Raw genomic sequence first — 16,085 nt, 5'->3', positions numbered from 1 at the left:
TCAAGCCCTAAAACAGGCTTTTTTAGGTCTTTTTTGGCTTTTTTAGGGCCCGATCTCCCCTGCCCTACTTGGTTTCGCTCACAGTAACTAGGGCTGGGCGCAGGATTCGGTCTGCCAAAGAATATCCCCTTTGCAGGACACTAACCACCGTATTTGGGTCTTGATCTGCAGGCACCATCGCAATGGCCTGATGCAAATGGGGGTCAAACTTGTCGCCAGTCGCTGGGTTAATTTCTGCTATGCGACCTTTCTCAAAGGCCGAGGCCAATTGCTTTAAGGTGATATCAAGACCTTCTTTAAACCCCTTTGCATCAACTGCCTCAGTTGCTAATGCAGCATGTAAGCTATCGGCCACAGGAATCAGGTGCTCAGCAAAATTTTCAATGGCAAACTTATGGGCTTTAGCGATGTCTTCGGCGGCTCGGCGACGAATATTTTCCCCTTCCGCTTTAGCGCGTAAAAAGTTATCGTGCATTTCGCTTAATTTTTGATTCAGCTCGGCCACTTCTGCCGCAGGCACGCCACTGACACTAGTGGCATCTGGCGCCCTATCTTGTATATCAATAGGTTGGACAGGGTTGATATCGTCTGGCAAGGGCTCGGGGGTTTGGGTATCCGGTTTGGCTTGGGTCATAAATAATCTTCACTCACAATAATCATCGCTTGGGTAAGACAGTTAGTTGGGGATAAGATCCCCTTTTTCAAGTAGCGCAACTCAATTATCGCTTGCCAGACGAGCCATTGCTGCCGTGGCTCGTTCTTCGCGTAAACATAACTCAGCTGGAGTTTCTGGTAGTACCGGCCAGCCACTTAAATGAACCTGGGCAATCGCCATTAAAGCCTCAATCCACTGAGGGCTATCATTTAAGCAAGCGATATAGTTGTAATTATTGCCGCCAGCCTCTTCAAACAAAATCTTACCCTCCATGGCAATTTCTTCTAGGGTTTCCAAGCAGTCGGAGGGAAAACCAGGACAAACAATATCGACTCGAGGACAACGACTTTTACCCAACGCCTCAAGGGTTAAGGCGGTATAGGGCTTTAGCCATTCGGCTTTACCAAAGCGTGATTGAAAAGTCACCAAATACTGCCCCGGCTCAAGATCTAAAGCCTCGCCCAATAAACGTCCTGTTTTTAAGCATTCGCAATGGTAGGGATCACCCATCAGCAAATTGCGTTTTGGCAGTCCATGAAAAGACATCACCAATCGCTCGCCAGCGGCAAAATTTGGGCGCCCGTGTTGTTGCCAAAAAAGCGCAATGCGATGGCGTAAGGCATCGATATAGGCAGGGTTATCGTGGAAATGCTTGACCACGCGTAGCTCAGGCTGATTGCGCCAATGGCTCATCAACCGCAACATTTCATCAAAGCTTGAAGCTGAGGTCGTGGCAGAGTACTGGGGATATAAAGGCAGCACTAAAAGTCGTTCAATTGTGCCCAGTGCCTGCATTTTTTCTACTACCTCGGCCATTGAAGGCTTGCCATAACGCATTGCTAATTCAACGACGATCGGCTGGTTCTGCTGCGTGAATTTTGCTTGCAAAGATTGGGCTTGCAAACGGGAATAGTGGAGTAAAGGTGAGCCGAGCTCACCAAGCCAAATCGAGGCATATTTTTTGGCTGAGGTGCCACTGCGAATTGGCAAAATAATCAGATTTAATAAAAGCCACCAGACGAATTTAGGAATTTCTACGACCCTTGGGTCGGATAAAAATTCCCGTAAATATCGACCTACTGCCTGCCGCGTTGGTGCTTCAGGTGTGCCTAGATTCAGTAACAGAATCGCAGTTTGCGTCGCACGCAAATGGGATGGTAGGTTCACAAATAAGCTTCGGATGAATGGGCTAAGTTAGATTCAAGGGGCAAGCTTAACTCAGAATTCTCAAGTCAGTGGGTTGCTTAAAGCCCCGGACAATAACTTGGAAGTAATATCAACGATCGGAATGACCCGATCATAAGCCATGCGGGTTGGGCCAATGACGCCCAAAGTGCCGACAATTTGCCCATCAACGCTATACGGTGCACTAATAATGGCCAAATCTTCATAGGGAAGTAAATCGCTTTCCCCGCCAATAAAAATCTGAATTCCATCAGCGTGACTCGAAACATCCAACAACTGCATGAGTACTGACTTCTGCTCCAGCATATCGAACATTTTACGTAATTTATCTAAATTCGAGCTTAAGTCACCCACATTGAGTAAACGTCGCTCGCCCGAAACGACTACATCATTTTGGGTAAAGGCTGACTCAGAAACCCCAGTATTTAGAGCTAAAACCATTAAGCCTGAGATGTCGGTGCGTAACTTATCTAACTCCAGCAATAAGCGCTTACGAACCTCTGAAAAGCTTTTTCCAGCAAATTGAGCATTAATGTAATTACCTGCCTCAATTAGTTGGCTCGGGGTGTAATCTTGGGTGGTAGGCAAAATGCGGTTTTGCACATCGCCTTCGGGGGTAACCATAATTAACAGTATTTTTCGCTCTCCCAATCGCAAAAACTCAATTTGCTTGAATATCTGGGCTCGCTTTGGTGTCATTACTACACCCGCAAAATGGGTCAAATTAGAGAGCATTTCGGCGGCCGAAGTTATTACCTGTTGGGGTGAGTTTGGGGGTAATCCCTTCTCAATTGCCCTTGATGCGAGCTCCTCAAGGGGCCGAACCGTAACCATCGTATCGACAAATAGCCTATAGCCACGGGGGGTTGGCACCCGCCCAGCAGAAGTATGGGGGCTCGTGACCAAACCCAACTCCTCTAAATCGGCCATCACATTACGAATCGTGGCGGCCGATAAATCGAGGCCTGAGAAGCGTGACAGGGTTCGCGACCCAATGGGCTGCCCCTCCTCGATGTACCGCTCGATTAGGGTTTTGAGAAGTGCGCGAGACCGATCATCCATGTTGGAAGTGATTTTATGCCTATGGTTTAATCGTTATATGTTAAGCCCATCTTCAAAATCAGCTGAAATTCGCTTTCGCCGCATTGCCTTGGTTGGTAAATACCAAGCCGAGGGCATTGGAGAGCGACTGCAAGAGCTAGCTATCTTACTTGCCAAGCTGGGTTGTACGGTTTTTGTTGAAGCAGATACTGCCCAACATATTGAGTTGCAGCAATACCCCACCCAAGTCCTCAAGAACTTTACAAGCACAATTGATTTGACAGTGGTATTGGGTGGCGACGGAACCATGCTCGGCATTGGTAGACAACTTGCTGGAAGCCAAGTTCCTTTAGTCGGAATTAATATGGGTCGTTTAGGTTATATGACCGATATTCCCATTCAAGATATTGCTACGGTACTACCGCAAATTATTCGCGGCGAATATGAGGCCGATACCCGGACTTTATTAGATGCCGTCGTCAAGCGTGGCTCTCAAACAATCAATCGAGCGCTAGCTTTAAATGATGTGGTAGTTAATCGCTCTGGCACCTCGGGTATGTTAGAGCTCGCGGTGGCTGTCAATGACTCATTTATGTACAACCAACGCTCTGATGGCTTAATAATTTCGACACCTACTGGCTCAACCGCCTATGCCTTATCAGCAGGCGGACCAATTCTGCATCCTAAAGTGCCTGGCATTGTCTTAGTGCCCATTGCCCCACATGCGCTTTCTAATCGGCCCATAGTTTTGCCACAAGATGCCATAGTCAGCATTGAAGTAGCAGGCGGTGGCGATGTGATTGTGAACTTTGATATGCAATCACTCACCAATTTACAAATTGGTGATCGTATCGAAGTACGCCTATCCAATAAATCCATCACCCTACTCCATCCACTCGGCCATAGCGATTATCAAACCTTGCGGGAAAAACTGCATTGGAATGAATATCCTTCGACCTTTTGATTTTAGTAGTAAGCGAATAACAGATGTTGCAAACACTCACGCTGCATGACTTTGTCATCGTCGACCAACTTGAATTGGATTTTGCCACTGGTTTTACGGTTTTAACTGGCGAGACTGGGGCTGGTAAATCGATTTTGCTCGATGCCTTAAGTTTAGTTTTAGGGGAGCGCGCCGATAGCAGTCAAATACGCGAGGGCTGTAAGCGGGCAGAGATTAGTGCCTTTTTTAGACTTGCAGCACCACTGCAACAAAGCCTCCAAAATTGGCTTGATGAGCAAGGTTTTCCCATCGAAGATGGGGGTGAGAGCCTGCTTTTAAAACGTAGTATTGAAACGAATGGACGTAGTCGCGCCTTTATTAATGGCAGTGTGGCAACCTTAAACCAATTACGTGAAGCTGGCGATTTACTCGTCGATATTCATGGTCAACACGCCCATCAACTACTTCTAAAAGGTGGCGCGCAACGTGATTTACTCGATCACCACGCTGGCCTAACGACCTTAGCTAAAAACGTTGCCGAACAATTTCGCCTCTGGAACGAGAGTCGCCGCAGGCTTACGCAAGCTGAAAATGCAGGGCAAGATAGACAACGTGAGCGTGAGCGCTTGGAATGGCAACTAGAGGAACTTCAAGTGCTCTCGCCCCAAGAAGGCGAGTGGTTGACGGTTCAAAGCGATCATGCACGGTTAGCGAATGCGGCAAAAATTATTAGTGGCTGTCAAGCGGTAATTGATAACTTGAGTGAAGTTGAAAATTCAGTGGCCACCGTACTCTCGAAGTCTAGTAGTGAGATTCAAACCCTGAGTACCCACGATAGTAATCTAGTAGAAGTTAGCGTCACGCTTGAGGGTGCACAAATTCAGGTAGATGAAGCGATTCATGGCTTAACACGCTATCTGCAAAAAATTGAACTTGATCCAGAACGACTTGGAGAAACAGAGGCTCGCATGCAAGCCTTGCATAGTGCTGCGCGCAAATTTAAAGTGCCTGCCGAGCAGTTGCCGCAACTATTACTCGATATTGAAGATAGTTTGGCAACCTTAACTGCTGCACAAAATATTGATCTATTAAAAAAACAAGTAGCCTCTGCAGAGGCGAATTTTATGCAATTAGCCCAACAACTATCGCAACAACGTAGCAGCATGGCAAAACAATTAAGTAATCAGGTTACCGCAGCGATGCAAGGTTTATCAATGGCTGGTGGACAATTACAAATTAGCTTGCTGCCCCTAGCCGAAGGCAGTGCGGGCGGCTTAGAGCAAATTGAATTTTTAGTTGCGGCGCATCCAGGGGCGACACCCCGACCCCTAGCAAAAGTGGCTTCAGGTGGAGAATTAGCGCGAATTAGCCTCGCCATTAGTGTAATTACTAGCCAAGCCGCTTTTACGCCAACTTTAATTTTTGATGAAGTCGATGCTGGTATTGGTGGGGCAGTAGCAGAAACCGTGGGTCGTTTGTTGCGTCAACTCGGGGAATCGCATCAAATTTTATGTGTAACCCACTTGCCACAAGTCGCCGCACAAGCTAATCAACACTTAAAAGTCAGTAAAGCCATTAGTAAAGCCGGGGAGGAAGAAAAGACCCTCTCTCATGTCAGCTTATTAAACCGCGCTGAACGGGTTGAAGAAATAGCCCGCATGCTGGGTGGCACCACACTTACCGAAACTACTCGGCGTCATGCGCGCGAACTTCTAGAGTAGCATTAGGCTCTAAGATGGACTTCCATAGGGCTATAACTTGCAGGCGTGCTGCTGCAAACTCTGGGTGCTGCTGTAAATCAAGTCGCGATTTATCAACCCCATCTAAACGCAAGCGATGTTGTTTAGCCCTAAACAAGCGATAGGCATTGCCAACTGCAGTCGCGGCAGAACGATCTATCAATTGACAATCGGCAGCGCTACTAAGTAAGGCAATATTTCCTAAATTCGCAATTAATTGCGGGTGAAAGTAGGCAAAAGCTAAAACTAAATATTGCACGATGAACTCGATATCTACCATGCCCCCTTTATCGTGCTTTAAGTCAAATTGATTTGTAGCATTGGGGTGGCCCTCATGTACCTTCATGCGCATGGATAATATTTCTTGACGCAATATCTCTGGGTCACGCAGGTGCCCTAACACAGCAGCACGAATCTGCTCAAATTCAGTGGCAAGTTGAATTTGTCCTGCCGCAAAACGGGCTCGCGTTAGGGCCTGATGCTCCCAGACCCAAGCGACATTTTTACCTTCACGCAATTGATATTGCTTAAACGCTGCCAAGCTAGTGACTAAAAATCCGGCTGATCCATTAGGCCTTAAGCGGGTATCAATCTCAAATAAAGTGCCCGCTGAAGTAAATGCAGTTAACCAATTAATCATGCGCTTGGCCAACAGCGTATAAATTTCTTGGGCCCTTAAATCATCCTCCTCGGCCGCATAAATAAATACTAAATCTAAGTCAGAAGCATAACCAAGCTCTTTGCCGCCTAATTTGCCATACGCAATAACAGCAAATGGGGGCAGGGGTTGATTTGGTAAGATAAATTTTTTCGCAACACCAATCCACACCCGCTCATAACTCACTTGCAACATCATGTCGGCAAGTGCTGATAAGCGATCACTTATTTTTTCTACGCCCAATGGCGCTTGGGTGCCAATCCCTAAATCTGCCAGTAAAATTAAAAAGGTTTCCGTTTGATGGCATACCCGCAATACATTCATTGCCTGTTCATCCGTTGCGGCATCTTGCAAAGCATCGTCTAGCCGCAGATCGAGATGCGACTTAACCTCCTGCCAATACACTGCGGGTTCATGTACTAATTTTTCTTCAGCACTTGAATCGAGTAAATTATCTAGTAAGTGTGGATGGCGGGTTAGGTATGTCGCACCCCATTGAGAGGCTTTTAACAAGGCCAAAATATTAATTAAGGCTTGTGGATACTCGGCCAAAATCGATAAATAAGCGCCGCGTCTCGCAATGGCCTCTAATAAGTCACAAAAACGAATGAGTACTTGATCGGCCTCACTTGAAGGGAGCAACTCGGCAGCTAATAAATCAACGACTTTTTTTAAGACATTGACGAGAATGAGGCGGCTGGCTGCCGGTAAGGCTTTTTGTTTACCGCTAGCTAACCACAATTGCCAGCGCTCTAAGGCCTGCGGAAAAGATTGTGCATCAGGCTGCCAAGCAGGGGAAGCTGAATCGATATCAAGACGAGTATTTTTATCCAGCGCGAAAGCTTTTTCAAAAATCCGCGCCACGTTATTTTGTTGTTGGTCAAGTTGCGCTAGAAATGCAGTTCCCAAACTTGGTTCATCGATAGGTCTATCTGCGCCTGCCATACTTTCTGCAAAGCGAAGCCGTGCAATCTCATCTTCAGGTAAAAGATGCGTTTGTTGATCTTCCCAAATTTGTAAGCGATGTTCTAAACGCCTTAAAAATTGATAAGCGCAGACCAGTTCATCAATTTCTATTTGCGGCAATAGGTTTTGCTGAGCGATTAAGCCCAGAACGTCTAAAGTGGGACGAATTTGAAACCGTGGATCGGTGCCGCCGCGCATTAATTGAAACATTTGCGCCACAAATTCGATTTCGCGAATTCCACCTCGCCCTAATTTAATATCTTGCGCGCGACTGGGTTTGCCAAGTCGACTTAAGCTTCGGCGCTCAGCTTCGCGCTGTATTTGGACGTGCAAATCACGAATGGCAGCAATAACGCCATAATCTAAGTGACGCCGATATATAAATGGGCGCACAATTTGCGTTAATGCCTTATTGCAGCGTACCGAGTCGATCGCCGCAGGCGCTGGGTAGACTAAGCGTCCTTTTATCCACGCATAGCGCTCCCATTCTCTTCCTTGAACAGATAAATATTCTTCAAGCATATCGAGACTACAGACCAACGGCCCTGAGTCACCATTGGGCCGTAAACGCATGTCGACTCTAAAAACAAATCCATTGGCATTTTGCTCAGCGAGTAATTTAATCACTCGCTTGCCAGCTCGCTCAAACCACTCATGATTGGACAAGACCCTCGTACCACCCTGAGTATGGCCATCTTGTTCGTATAAAAAAATTAAGTCAATATCGGAGGAGACGTTGAGTTCACCACCGCCCAATTTTCCCATCCCAACAACGATGAGCGGCAATTCACAATGTAAGGTGGGGCTCCACGGCAAGCCAAAACGATCCTGCAAATCAAGCCGTGCGCGTAATCCAGCTAAACCAATAGCTTGCTCTGCAAAGTAGCTCAGGGCGGCAGTAACCTCGGCTAAGCTAGCGAGCTGATTGAGGTCTCGAAATGCAAGCCAAATCATAAATCGTTGCCTGGCTAAGCGAATTTGCGCCATGAAATTGGCTTCCGTGTCATGCGTATTACTTGCGACCTCAATTGCCCCTAACAAGAGCGTCCTTACCCCAGCCTGATCTAAAGGCAGCGAACCCCAATGCGCAAGCCAGTCTAGCCAATCTGGGTGAGCAATAAGCCAGCGATCAGAAAAAATCGAATGGCGCCGCAACCAACTAACCTGGGACTGAAATAAGCTCATGACTCCATCTTAATCTGTGCCCTTTTAGGGGATCAGCAAAAGCACGCAAGGCTGACGGATAATAGGGTACATGTTCAGTAAATTTGTACCCCAAAACGTCAAACTCAAACGCTGGTGGCGGCGTTTATTGATTCTCATGGCAACCCTCTGTGTCCTCCTCATTCTAGGACATTTAACGATTCGCTTTTGGCTCTGGCCACAATTAGAGACATCTAAGCCAACGATTGAACGCCTCATTGGTGCGCGCTTAGGTGTTCAGGTCGAAATCGATCAGCTCGCAGTAGCTTGGACTGGCATAAGACCGTCATTTCAAATTCAGGGCTTGCGTTTTGTGAATGCCCCCAATAAAAAAGCACAACTAACTTCACCCCTGCTCGAAATTAAACGTATCGACGGCGAGTTAAGTTGGCTCTCTTTATATCATCTAAAACCTTACTTTCATCGTCTTGAGTTTGATGATGCGCAGATCCAGATGCGCCGCGAGCTTAATGGCAACTTGACAATTGCTGGGATTGATTTAAAAACCAGTCCTAACGATTATTCAGGTAGCAATTGGTTGCTTGAACAAGATCAATTGATTGTTAATCATGTGCAAATTAGCTGGCAAGATCTTGCCCGCAATTCAAGTCCGATTCCCGTTCAACTCGATCACTTAGAACTGACGAATGGGATTCGCAGTCATCAAGGTCAATTAAGCATTCAAAGTCCTTGGCATCAAAAGCCACTTCAGCTTCAAGCTGACTTTTCGCATCGACTTGCGCGCGAAGCGGGTAACTGGCGCAATTGGAATGGTCAATTTTCCTGGGAATTAAGCGGTTTAAATTTAACCCAACTCTCGCAAGACTTTAAATTACCGTTGTATTCGCTTGCTGGTTTACTGAATTCGAGTGGCAAATTGGTGCTCGATAACGGCATGCCAGAACGCAGTACCATCCAGCTGAGCGGCGAACAAATTCAAATACAAAGGTCAAAAGAAAAAGATGGGTTAGGCTTTGGTCGGCTTGAAGTAAGTCTAATTCAAAGCAGTCTTGGCCAAATGATTTTGGTCAATACCAAAAATCTAGCTTGGCGAGATTTACATAGCGCTGCCAATGCTACTCTCCAAAAAATTGGGCCCATGACTTTTAAATGGCGTGCACCTGAAAAGGGCTCTGAATTGAAAGAATTTGGTTTCTCCGCCCCCTCTATTCGCTTAGAAGATCTCACCCGGTTTGCCAAAAATTTACCGTTGCCCAAAAAAATAAACCAGTTGATTGCCAATGCGCATGCCAGCGGTGAGTTGCAAAATATTGACCTCAGTTGGGCTGAAAGTAAATCGTCTTTACCCTTACCATCAGCCTGGCTTGGTGAGGCGCAGCTTAACTTAGACCTCAGTGTTAAGTTAGTCGACTGCAGTTTTACTACACCCTTTAAAGCCTTACCATCCATTGCGCATTTAAGTGGTACTTTACTAAGCACAGAAAAAGCCGGCTCCCTCACGCTCGATTCACAACACTTAGCCCTACAAATTAAGGAATTTTTAAGCGATCCCCAACTACAGTTTGATCAAGCAAGTGGCTTAATAGAGTGGAAAAAAACTAAAGATGACTGGGAAATTAGCGGCAAGAAAATGCAGTTAGAAAATAAAGATTTGGCGACTACTTTTGCTGCCAACTATATTTTGAAAGGCTCTCAAGCGAAAGATATCCTGACTTTAGATATGAATTTTGCGCGCGCCGCAATGCCGCAAATTCATCGTTATTTACCGCTGGCAATGAATCTTGAGACTACGGCCTTTCTTGCCAAAGCATTTGGTAGCGGTGAAGTCAAAAATGGGGTGATTCATATTAAAGGTAATCCAACTGAAATCCCGTTTGCCAAACCTCAAGCGGGTGAGTTTTCAGTAAAGCTACCAGTTGTCAACGCCAGCCTTATCCCCGATCCGCTGTTACCGACTAATCAAGGTAGCTGGCCAAGCTTTAGTGCGGTCAATGGTTTAGTTGCAATTCAGCAAACTAAGCTTGATATTGCTATTGATCAAGCAAAATACAAGGAGGTGAATTTGCAACAATTTACCGCCAGCATTGCCAATATGAGTGCAGCGCAACCGATCTTACAAATTAACGGTAAGGCACAAGGCGACCTTGCGCAAATGTTTGAATATCTTCAACCAACCCCCGTTTTAATGCAGCATGAGCAGTTAAGTAAAAATCTTAAAGTATCTGGACCAGCATTACTAAACCTCGATTTACAAATTCCGTTTGCTGCAAGTCAAGAGCCCATCATTAATGGTGAGCTAGTCCTCAGTAAAAATCGCTCTCAATGGGGTGATTTTCCACCGCTTGAAAATATTCGTGGCACCCTACGTTTACGCGACGAAAAGGCGGAGTTTGAAGATGTGTATGCAGAATTACTGGGAGGAACCCTGCAAATCACCAGTACCTTTGATAAAGCCAATAAAAAACTATTTGCGCTGAATGGTAATGCTAATAGTGGAGCGATCAAATCGTATTTTGCTTCCCCTAACCGTGCCGCCAATCCCTTTCTCACAGCGTTAAGCGGGAAATTGAATTACAAAGGCACGATTGCCGCCAGCGCATTGGCAGCCGACTTTAATCTCATTTTTGATTTACAGAATCTCGGTTTTGATGTGCCAGCACCATTTAAAAAAGCAATTGGCACTGCTATGCAAGCAGAAATTAACGTACACAGTTCGCCCGGCTCGAAAACAAAGCCCCATACCGTTGATTGGTCTGGCCGCATTGGGGATTTGATTTCAGCGCAAGGCAACCTCACCGAGGGTGAAGCATCACGCCAAAGTTTTGGCGTGGGTGTAGTAGCGCCAAAACCCACCAGCGACACAACGCTAAGCTTGCAATTGGCCGAACTCAATGCTGATAGCTGGCAAATATTTTTCAATAGTACCGCCCTTAAAGAAACAAATAATTCAAAGGCAATTGGTCTAACGGATCTCTCCATTGGTCAAATTAATGCTCAAATTAAGAATTTTATTTTCTTGAATCGCACTTGGCCTGATCTTTACATTAATGCTAGCGGCAAAAATAATAGCTTGATAACCAGAATTAATTCGCCCGCGCTTGCTGGTCAAGTTGATCTACAACTGAATTCGGCAGCAGCAAAACCTAATCGGGTGAGCGGCAAACTAACCTATCTGCATATACCCCCAGCGAATTTGCTTACCCCTCCCTTGAATGCTGAAATGAAGGCTGCCGATACAACGCTAGCAACTGTTTCAAACCAGAAAAAAATCCGTTTAATGCCCGATATTGACCTCACTATTAATGATTTTACTTGGGCAAAAGGTCAGCTTGGTGTCACAACACTAAAAGCCAGCAACCAAGGTGATCGCTTTCAAATCGACTCTTTGAAGGTCAGTAATGCCGATGCTAAAGTCAACATTACTGGCCAGTGGTTTGATGTTCCCCAAGAGGGTAATGAGCACACCTCGCTTGATGTTGAGGCAGACATAAGCAATTTAGGCGTGATTATTTCGCGTTGGGGTAACCCCGATCAAATTGAAGGTGGTATGGGGAAGCTGACAGCTAAACTCGACTGGCAAGGCTCACCCTTCCAACCTGAATGGAGCTCCATTGCTGGCCAACTTGATCTTGATTTGAGCAATGGACGTTTATTGGAAGTAGATACTGGCGCAGTGCAATTACTAAATGTATTGAGTTTACAAAGCTTATTAAAATTTGCCAGCTTTAATGAAGTCAGTATGGCTCGCAACATGACTAGCAAAGGCACTGCCTTTAACCAAATTACGAGTACGTTTAACATTCGTAATGGAGTTGCGCGTACAAATCAATTTAATATGGAATTAAATCAAGCGCGTTTATTGATGTCAGGTTTAATCAGCATCCCCAATCAAACCCAAGATTTACGCGTGACCATTTTCCCCACTCTTGATGCCACGTCTGGCGCTTTAGCACTATTTGCAATTAATCCTATCGCTGGTTTAGGCGCCTTAGTAGGACAATATCTGTTAACCAATCAAATTAACAAAGCCATGCAATCCGACTATTTGATTCAAGGCTCTTGGAAAACTCCAGAGATCATTCCGCTAAATCAACAAGGTCAACCCCTTGACCCAAGCGTAATGGACTCGATTCGAAAACGCAATCTACTGCGCGAACAGCAAGAGCCAGCAGCAGCACCATTACCGCGCGTTAGCACTTCTGCACAATAAAAACCCAGATAGAACTCATCATGAACGCCCCAATCGATCCTCAGCAGTTTCGTCTTGCCGCAGTGCAAATGGTCTCTACTCCCGACGTCAAGGAAAACTTACAAACAGCTAGCCGCCTCATCCAGCAGGCCGCTCAAGCTGGTGCGCAATTAGTTTTATTGCCAGAATATTTTTGCTTGATGGGCTTAAAAGATATAGACAAAATTAGGGTGCGTGAAAAACTAGGGGTCGGCTTTATGCAAGATCAACTTGCCCAATTAGCAAAAGAACAGCAGATTTATTTGGTGGCAGGAACGATACCCTTAGAGACCAATCAAGCAGCTAAAGTAAATAATACGACTTTAGTTTTCGACCCAGCAGGAAAAATGATTGCACGTTACGACAAAATCCATTTATTTAGTTTTCAAACTGCTGACGAGCATTATGATGAAGCCAATACCCTTGTTGCGGGTGTTTCACCGGCACTTCTACAAATTAACCTCGATGGTGTGTTATGGAAAATGGGCTTAAGTATTTGTTATGACTTACGCTTTCCAGAGTTGTATCGCGCGCTTGGTGAAGTCGATTGTCATCTCGTGCCCGCCGCCTTCACTTACACCACTGGCAAAGACCATTGGGAAATTTTGTTACGCGCGCGGGCGATTGAAAACCAATGCTATGTGCTGGCCTCTGCCCAAGGTGGCACCCATCTAAATCGCCGCCGCACTTGGGGAAACTCGATGCTGGTTGATCCATGGGGCGAAATTGAACAATGTCTAGTTGCTGGCGAGGGATTTATTTTGGGTACCCTCAGCAAAGATAAATTAAACGCAGTACGCTCTAAGCTTCCCGCCCTTTTACATCGCAAGCTGTAATTTTAGAAAGTTGCCTCTATTTTGAATAAGCCAGTCTCACAACCCGTAGTTGCTACAGAACTACTTCATATTGCTAAATCGATTTTGTTAGAACCTAGCGGGTTAACCGAAGCCGATTTACAACAGACGTTTGGGGTGCTGTTTAGTCATCAATTAGATGACGCTGATTTATATTTTCAACGAACCCATAACGAAAGCTGGAGTCTTGAGGAGGGTATCGTTAAGTCGGGTAGCTTTAGTATTGATCAAGGCGTAGGGGTACGGGCAATTCATGGCGATAAAACCGCCTTTGCCTATTCAGATGAAATTAATTTAGCCGCTTTAACGAAATCAGCTAAAGCGACGCGCGTCATCGGCCCGCAAGGAGGCACCCTTGCGCTAGCGAAAACTTACGGACATGCCGCCTTACCTGCACTGTATGCCAATCTCAACCCCCTAGATTCATTACAGCCCCAAGAAAAAATTGCCTTGCTAGAAAGTATTGAACGCCAAGCTAAAGCCCGAGATCCGCGCATTATTCAAGTCATGGCTAGCTTAGCTGGCGAATTTGATGTGATCTTAGTCGCCCGTGCGAATGGCTTATTAGCTGCCGATGTGCGGCCTTTGGTACGCGTTTCAATTCATGTTATAGCCGAACAAAATGGGCGCCGTGAGTCGGGCTCTGCTGGCGGCGGCGCGCGCCATGGCTATGACTACTTTAATACCACTTTAATTACTCAATGGGTCAATGATGCGGTAGATAGCGCCTTAATTAATTTAGAATCTCGTCCCGTTGCTGCTGGCACTATGACTGTTGTAATGGGGCCTGGTTGGCCTGGCGTGCTCTTGCATGAAGCGGTAGGACATGGACTTGAGGGTGACTTCAATCGGAAAGGGTCGTCTGCTTTTGCTGGGCGCATCGGCGAACGCGTTGCCGCAAAAGGTGTCACAGTGGTTGATGATGGCACGCTTGCTGGCCGCAGAGGTTCACTGACCATGGATGATGAAGGTACGCCAACTCAATGCACTACCTTAATTGAAAACGGTATTTTGCGCGGCTATATTCAAGATAGCTTAAATGCACGCTTAATGAAAATGCCTACTACGGGCAATGGTCGTCGCGAAAGCTTTGCTTCGCTACCGATGCCACGCATGACTAATACCTATATGCTGGCCGGCACTGCAGATCCACAAGAAATTATTGGTAGCATTAAGCGGGGTTTGTACGCTGTCAATTTCGGGGGCGGTCAAGTTGACATCACCAGCGGTAAATTTGTCTTCTCAGCCTCAGAAGCGTATTGGGTTGAAAACGGCAAAATTCAATATCCCGTGAAAGGCGCCACCATTATTGGCAATGGCCCAGAGTCACTGAAACAAGTTAGCATGATCGGCAATGATTTAAAACTCGATAGCGGTGTAGGTGTTTGCGGTAAGGAGGGTCAAAGCGTGCCAGTTGGCGTTGGCCAGCCTACTTTACGGATTGATGGCATGACGGTTGGCGGAACGGCCTGATGAGCTTAAAATAACCCCATGAGCTCAAGAAACTTAACCCCCCAAGAAAATTGGTATACCAGCGTTGATAAAACCTCGGCAACCGATGATCAACGCATTGCCGATATTACTGTTCTGCCCCCTCCAGAACATTTAATTCGTTTTTTTCCCATTGATGGCACACCCATCGAAAAACTCATTAGCGAGACACGCCTCAATATTCGGAATTGCATTCATGGTAAAGATGATCGGCTGCTGGTCGTTATTGGCCCCTGCTCAATTCATGATCCAAGGGCTGCGCTTGAATACTGCCATCGCTTACTTAAAGAGCGGGCGCGTTTTGCTGGCGAACTAGAAATTGTGATGCGGGTCTATTTTGAAAAACCTCGCACGACCGTTGGTTGGAAGGGCTTAATTAACGACCCTTATCTGGATGAAAGCTTTCGCATTGAAGAGGGCCTGCGCATTGCGCGCCAAGTATTGATGGAAATAAACCGCTTGGGTATGCCTGCTGGGAGTGAGTTTTTAGATGTGATTTCACCCCAGTACATTGCTGATTTGATTTCTTGGGGTGCAATTGGCGCGCGCACTACCGAAAGCCAAGTGCACCGCGAATTGGCTTCAGGCTTATCTGCTCCTATTGGCTTTAAAAATGGTACAGATGGCAATATCAAAATTGCGACTGATGCCATTCAAGCAGCTCGACGTCCGCACCACTTTCTCTCAGTGCATAAAAATGGTCAAGTCGCGGTTGTGCAAACCAACGGCAACAAAGACTGTCATGTGATTTTACGCGGAGGTAAAGAGCCTAACTATGAAGCTCAATATGTTGCTGCGGCTTGTGCTGAACTTGCTGATGCAAAGTTACCGACGAGCCTAATGATTGACTTATCGCATGCTAATTCAAGTAAGCAACACGAGCGGCAAGTTGTGGTGGCAGAAAATATTGCCCAGCAAATTGAAGCCGGTTCGCGCAAAATTTTTGGGGTAATGATTGAAAGCCATTTATTGGGTGGCGCACAGAAATTTACTCCTGGCAAAGATGATCCGAGCCAACTCGAATACGGTAAAAGCATTACTGATGCCTGTATTGATTGGGATAGCTCGGTGCAAGTACTTGAACGTTTAGCCCAAGCAGTTAAAAAACGGCGGCGCTAAAAACGGGTAGTGCGTAAATTAGTGCTGGTCGCAATTGCGGCC

10 protein-coding genes are annotated in these 16,085 nt (G+C 46.1%); 6 read left to right on the top strand and 4 right to left on the bottom strand.

The features are described from left to right. Positions 1-64: 64 nt before the first annotated feature. The 3 genes from grpE to hrcA all read right to left on the bottom strand — a co-directional run bounded on the left by grpE (position 65) and on the right by hrcA (position 2,902). Entirely contained in the window at positions 65-634 is a 570-nt protein-coding gene (gene grpE / locus LZT21_RS03475) for a nucleotide exchange factor GrpE (protein WP_233925114.1), read from the bottom strand. Between the two features lie 81 nt (positions 635-715). Then, positions 716-1,822 carry a ferrochelatase gene (gene hemH, locus LZT21_RS03470; RefSeq protein ID WP_233989229.1) on the bottom strand — a complete coding sequence of 369 codons (1,107 nt, stop codon included), beginning with the start codon at positions 1,820-1,822 and terminating at the stop codon, positions 716-718. A gap of 60 nt (positions 1,823-1,882) precedes the next feature. Beyond that, complete coding sequence (gene hrcA / locus LZT21_RS03465; protein WP_233925118.1) at positions 1,883-2,902, bottom strand: heat-inducible transcriptional repressor HrcA; 1,020 nt, start codon at positions 2,900-2,902, stop codon at positions 1,883-1,885. A 37-nt stretch (positions 2,903-2,939) separates the two neighbouring features. Between hrcA and LZT21_RS03460 the strand changes: the two genes are divergently transcribed. Beyond that, positions 2,940-3,845 (top strand): NAD kinase, encoded by a 906-nt coding sequence (locus tag LZT21_RS03460; protein ID WP_233925119.1) that lies wholly within the window; start codon positions 2,940-2,942, stop codon positions 3,843-3,845. Positions 3,846-3,868: 23 nt separating this feature from the next. Beyond that, positions 3,869-5,545: a DNA repair protein RecN gene (recN, locus tag LZT21_RS03455; RefSeq protein ID WP_233989228.1), complete on the top strand. Its 1,677-nt coding sequence runs from the start codon at positions 3,869-3,871 to the stop codon at positions 5,543-5,545. Here the strand turns inward: recN and glnE are convergent. Further along, positions 5,511-8,372, bottom strand: coding sequence for a bifunctional [glutamate--ammonia ligase]-adenylyl-L-tyrosine phosphorylase/[glutamate--ammonia-ligase] adenylyltransferase (glnE, locus tag LZT21_RS03450; RefSeq protein ID WP_233989227.1), 2,862 nt, complete (start codon positions 8,370-8,372; stop codon positions 5,511-5,513). The two genes, recN and glnE, sit on opposite strands and share 35 nt — an antisense overlap. Before the next feature lie 70 nt (positions 8,373-8,442). Here glnE and LZT21_RS03445 point away from each other — a divergent pair, with 70 nt between their 5' ends. From LZT21_RS03445 to LZT21_RS03430, 4 genes are read left to right on the top strand one after another with little or no spacing between them, the layout of a single operon-like run. Further along, the gene (locus LZT21_RS03445; protein ID WP_233989226.1) at positions 8,443-12,561 is read left to right on the top strand and encodes a YhdP family protein; all 4,119 of its coding nucleotides are present in this window, start codon (positions 8,443-8,445) and stop codon (positions 12,559-12,561) included. 20 nt (positions 12,562-12,581) lie between these two features. After that, on the top strand, positions 12,582-13,415 hold the full coding sequence (locus LZT21_RS03440) for a carbon-nitrogen hydrolase family protein (RefSeq protein WP_233925123.1): 834 nt from the start codon (positions 12,582-12,584) through the stop codon (positions 13,413-13,415). A gap of 21 nt (positions 13,416-13,436) precedes the next feature. Then, a complete protein-coding gene (tldD, locus tag LZT21_RS03435; RefSeq protein ID WP_233937483.1) occupies positions 13,437-14,906 on the top strand; it encodes a metalloprotease TldD in 1,470 nt (489 codons plus the stop codon). Positions 14,907-14,924: 18 nt separating this feature from the next. Then, positions 14,925-16,043: a 3-deoxy-7-phosphoheptulonate synthase gene (locus tag LZT21_RS03430; RefSeq protein WP_233925125.1), complete on the top strand. Its 1,119-nt coding sequence runs from the start codon at positions 14,925-14,927 to the stop codon at positions 16,041-16,043. The last annotated feature ends 42 nt before the right edge of the window (positions 16,044-16,085 follow it).

Origin of the sequence: Polynucleobacter sp. IMCC 30228 (assembly GCF_021395205.1) — a bacterium.
In the GTDB taxonomy this organism is placed as follows: Bacteria; Pseudomonadota; Gammaproteobacteria; order Burkholderiales; family Burkholderiaceae; genus Polynucleobacter.
This window is presented reverse-complemented; position numbering and strand designations above follow the sequence as displayed.

Bases quoted from the DNA above. Each gene is read 5' to 3' on its own strand.
- grpE (WP_233925114.1), bottom strand. From the start codon at position 634: ATGACCCAAGCCAAACCGGATACCCAAACCCCCGAGCCCTTGCCAGAC.
- hrcA (WP_233925118.1), bottom strand. From the start codon at position 2,902: ATGGATGATCGGTCTCGCGCACTTCTCAAAACCCTAATCGAGCGGTAC.
- LZT21_RS03460 (WP_233925119.1), top strand. From the start codon at position 2,940: ATGTTAAGCCCATCTTCAAAATCAGCTGAAATTCGCTTTCGCCGCATT.
- recN (WP_233989228.1), top strand. From the start codon at position 3,869: ATGTTGCAAACACTCACGCTGCATGACTTTGTCATCGTCGACCAACTT.
- glnE (WP_233989227.1), bottom strand. From the start codon at position 8,372: ATGAGCTTATTTCAGTCCCAGGTTAGTTGGTTGCGGCGCCATTCGATT.
- LZT21_RS03445 (WP_233989226.1), top strand. From the start codon at position 8,443: ATGTTCAGTAAATTTGTACCCCAAAACGTCAAACTCAAACGCTGGTGG.
- LZT21_RS03440 (WP_233925123.1), top strand. From the start codon at position 12,582: ATGAACGCCCCAATCGATCCTCAGCAGTTTCGTCTTGCCGCAGTGCAA.
- LZT21_RS03430 (WP_233925125.1), top strand. From the start codon at position 14,925: ATGAGCTCAAGAAACTTAACCCCCCAAGAAAATTGGTATACCAGCGTT.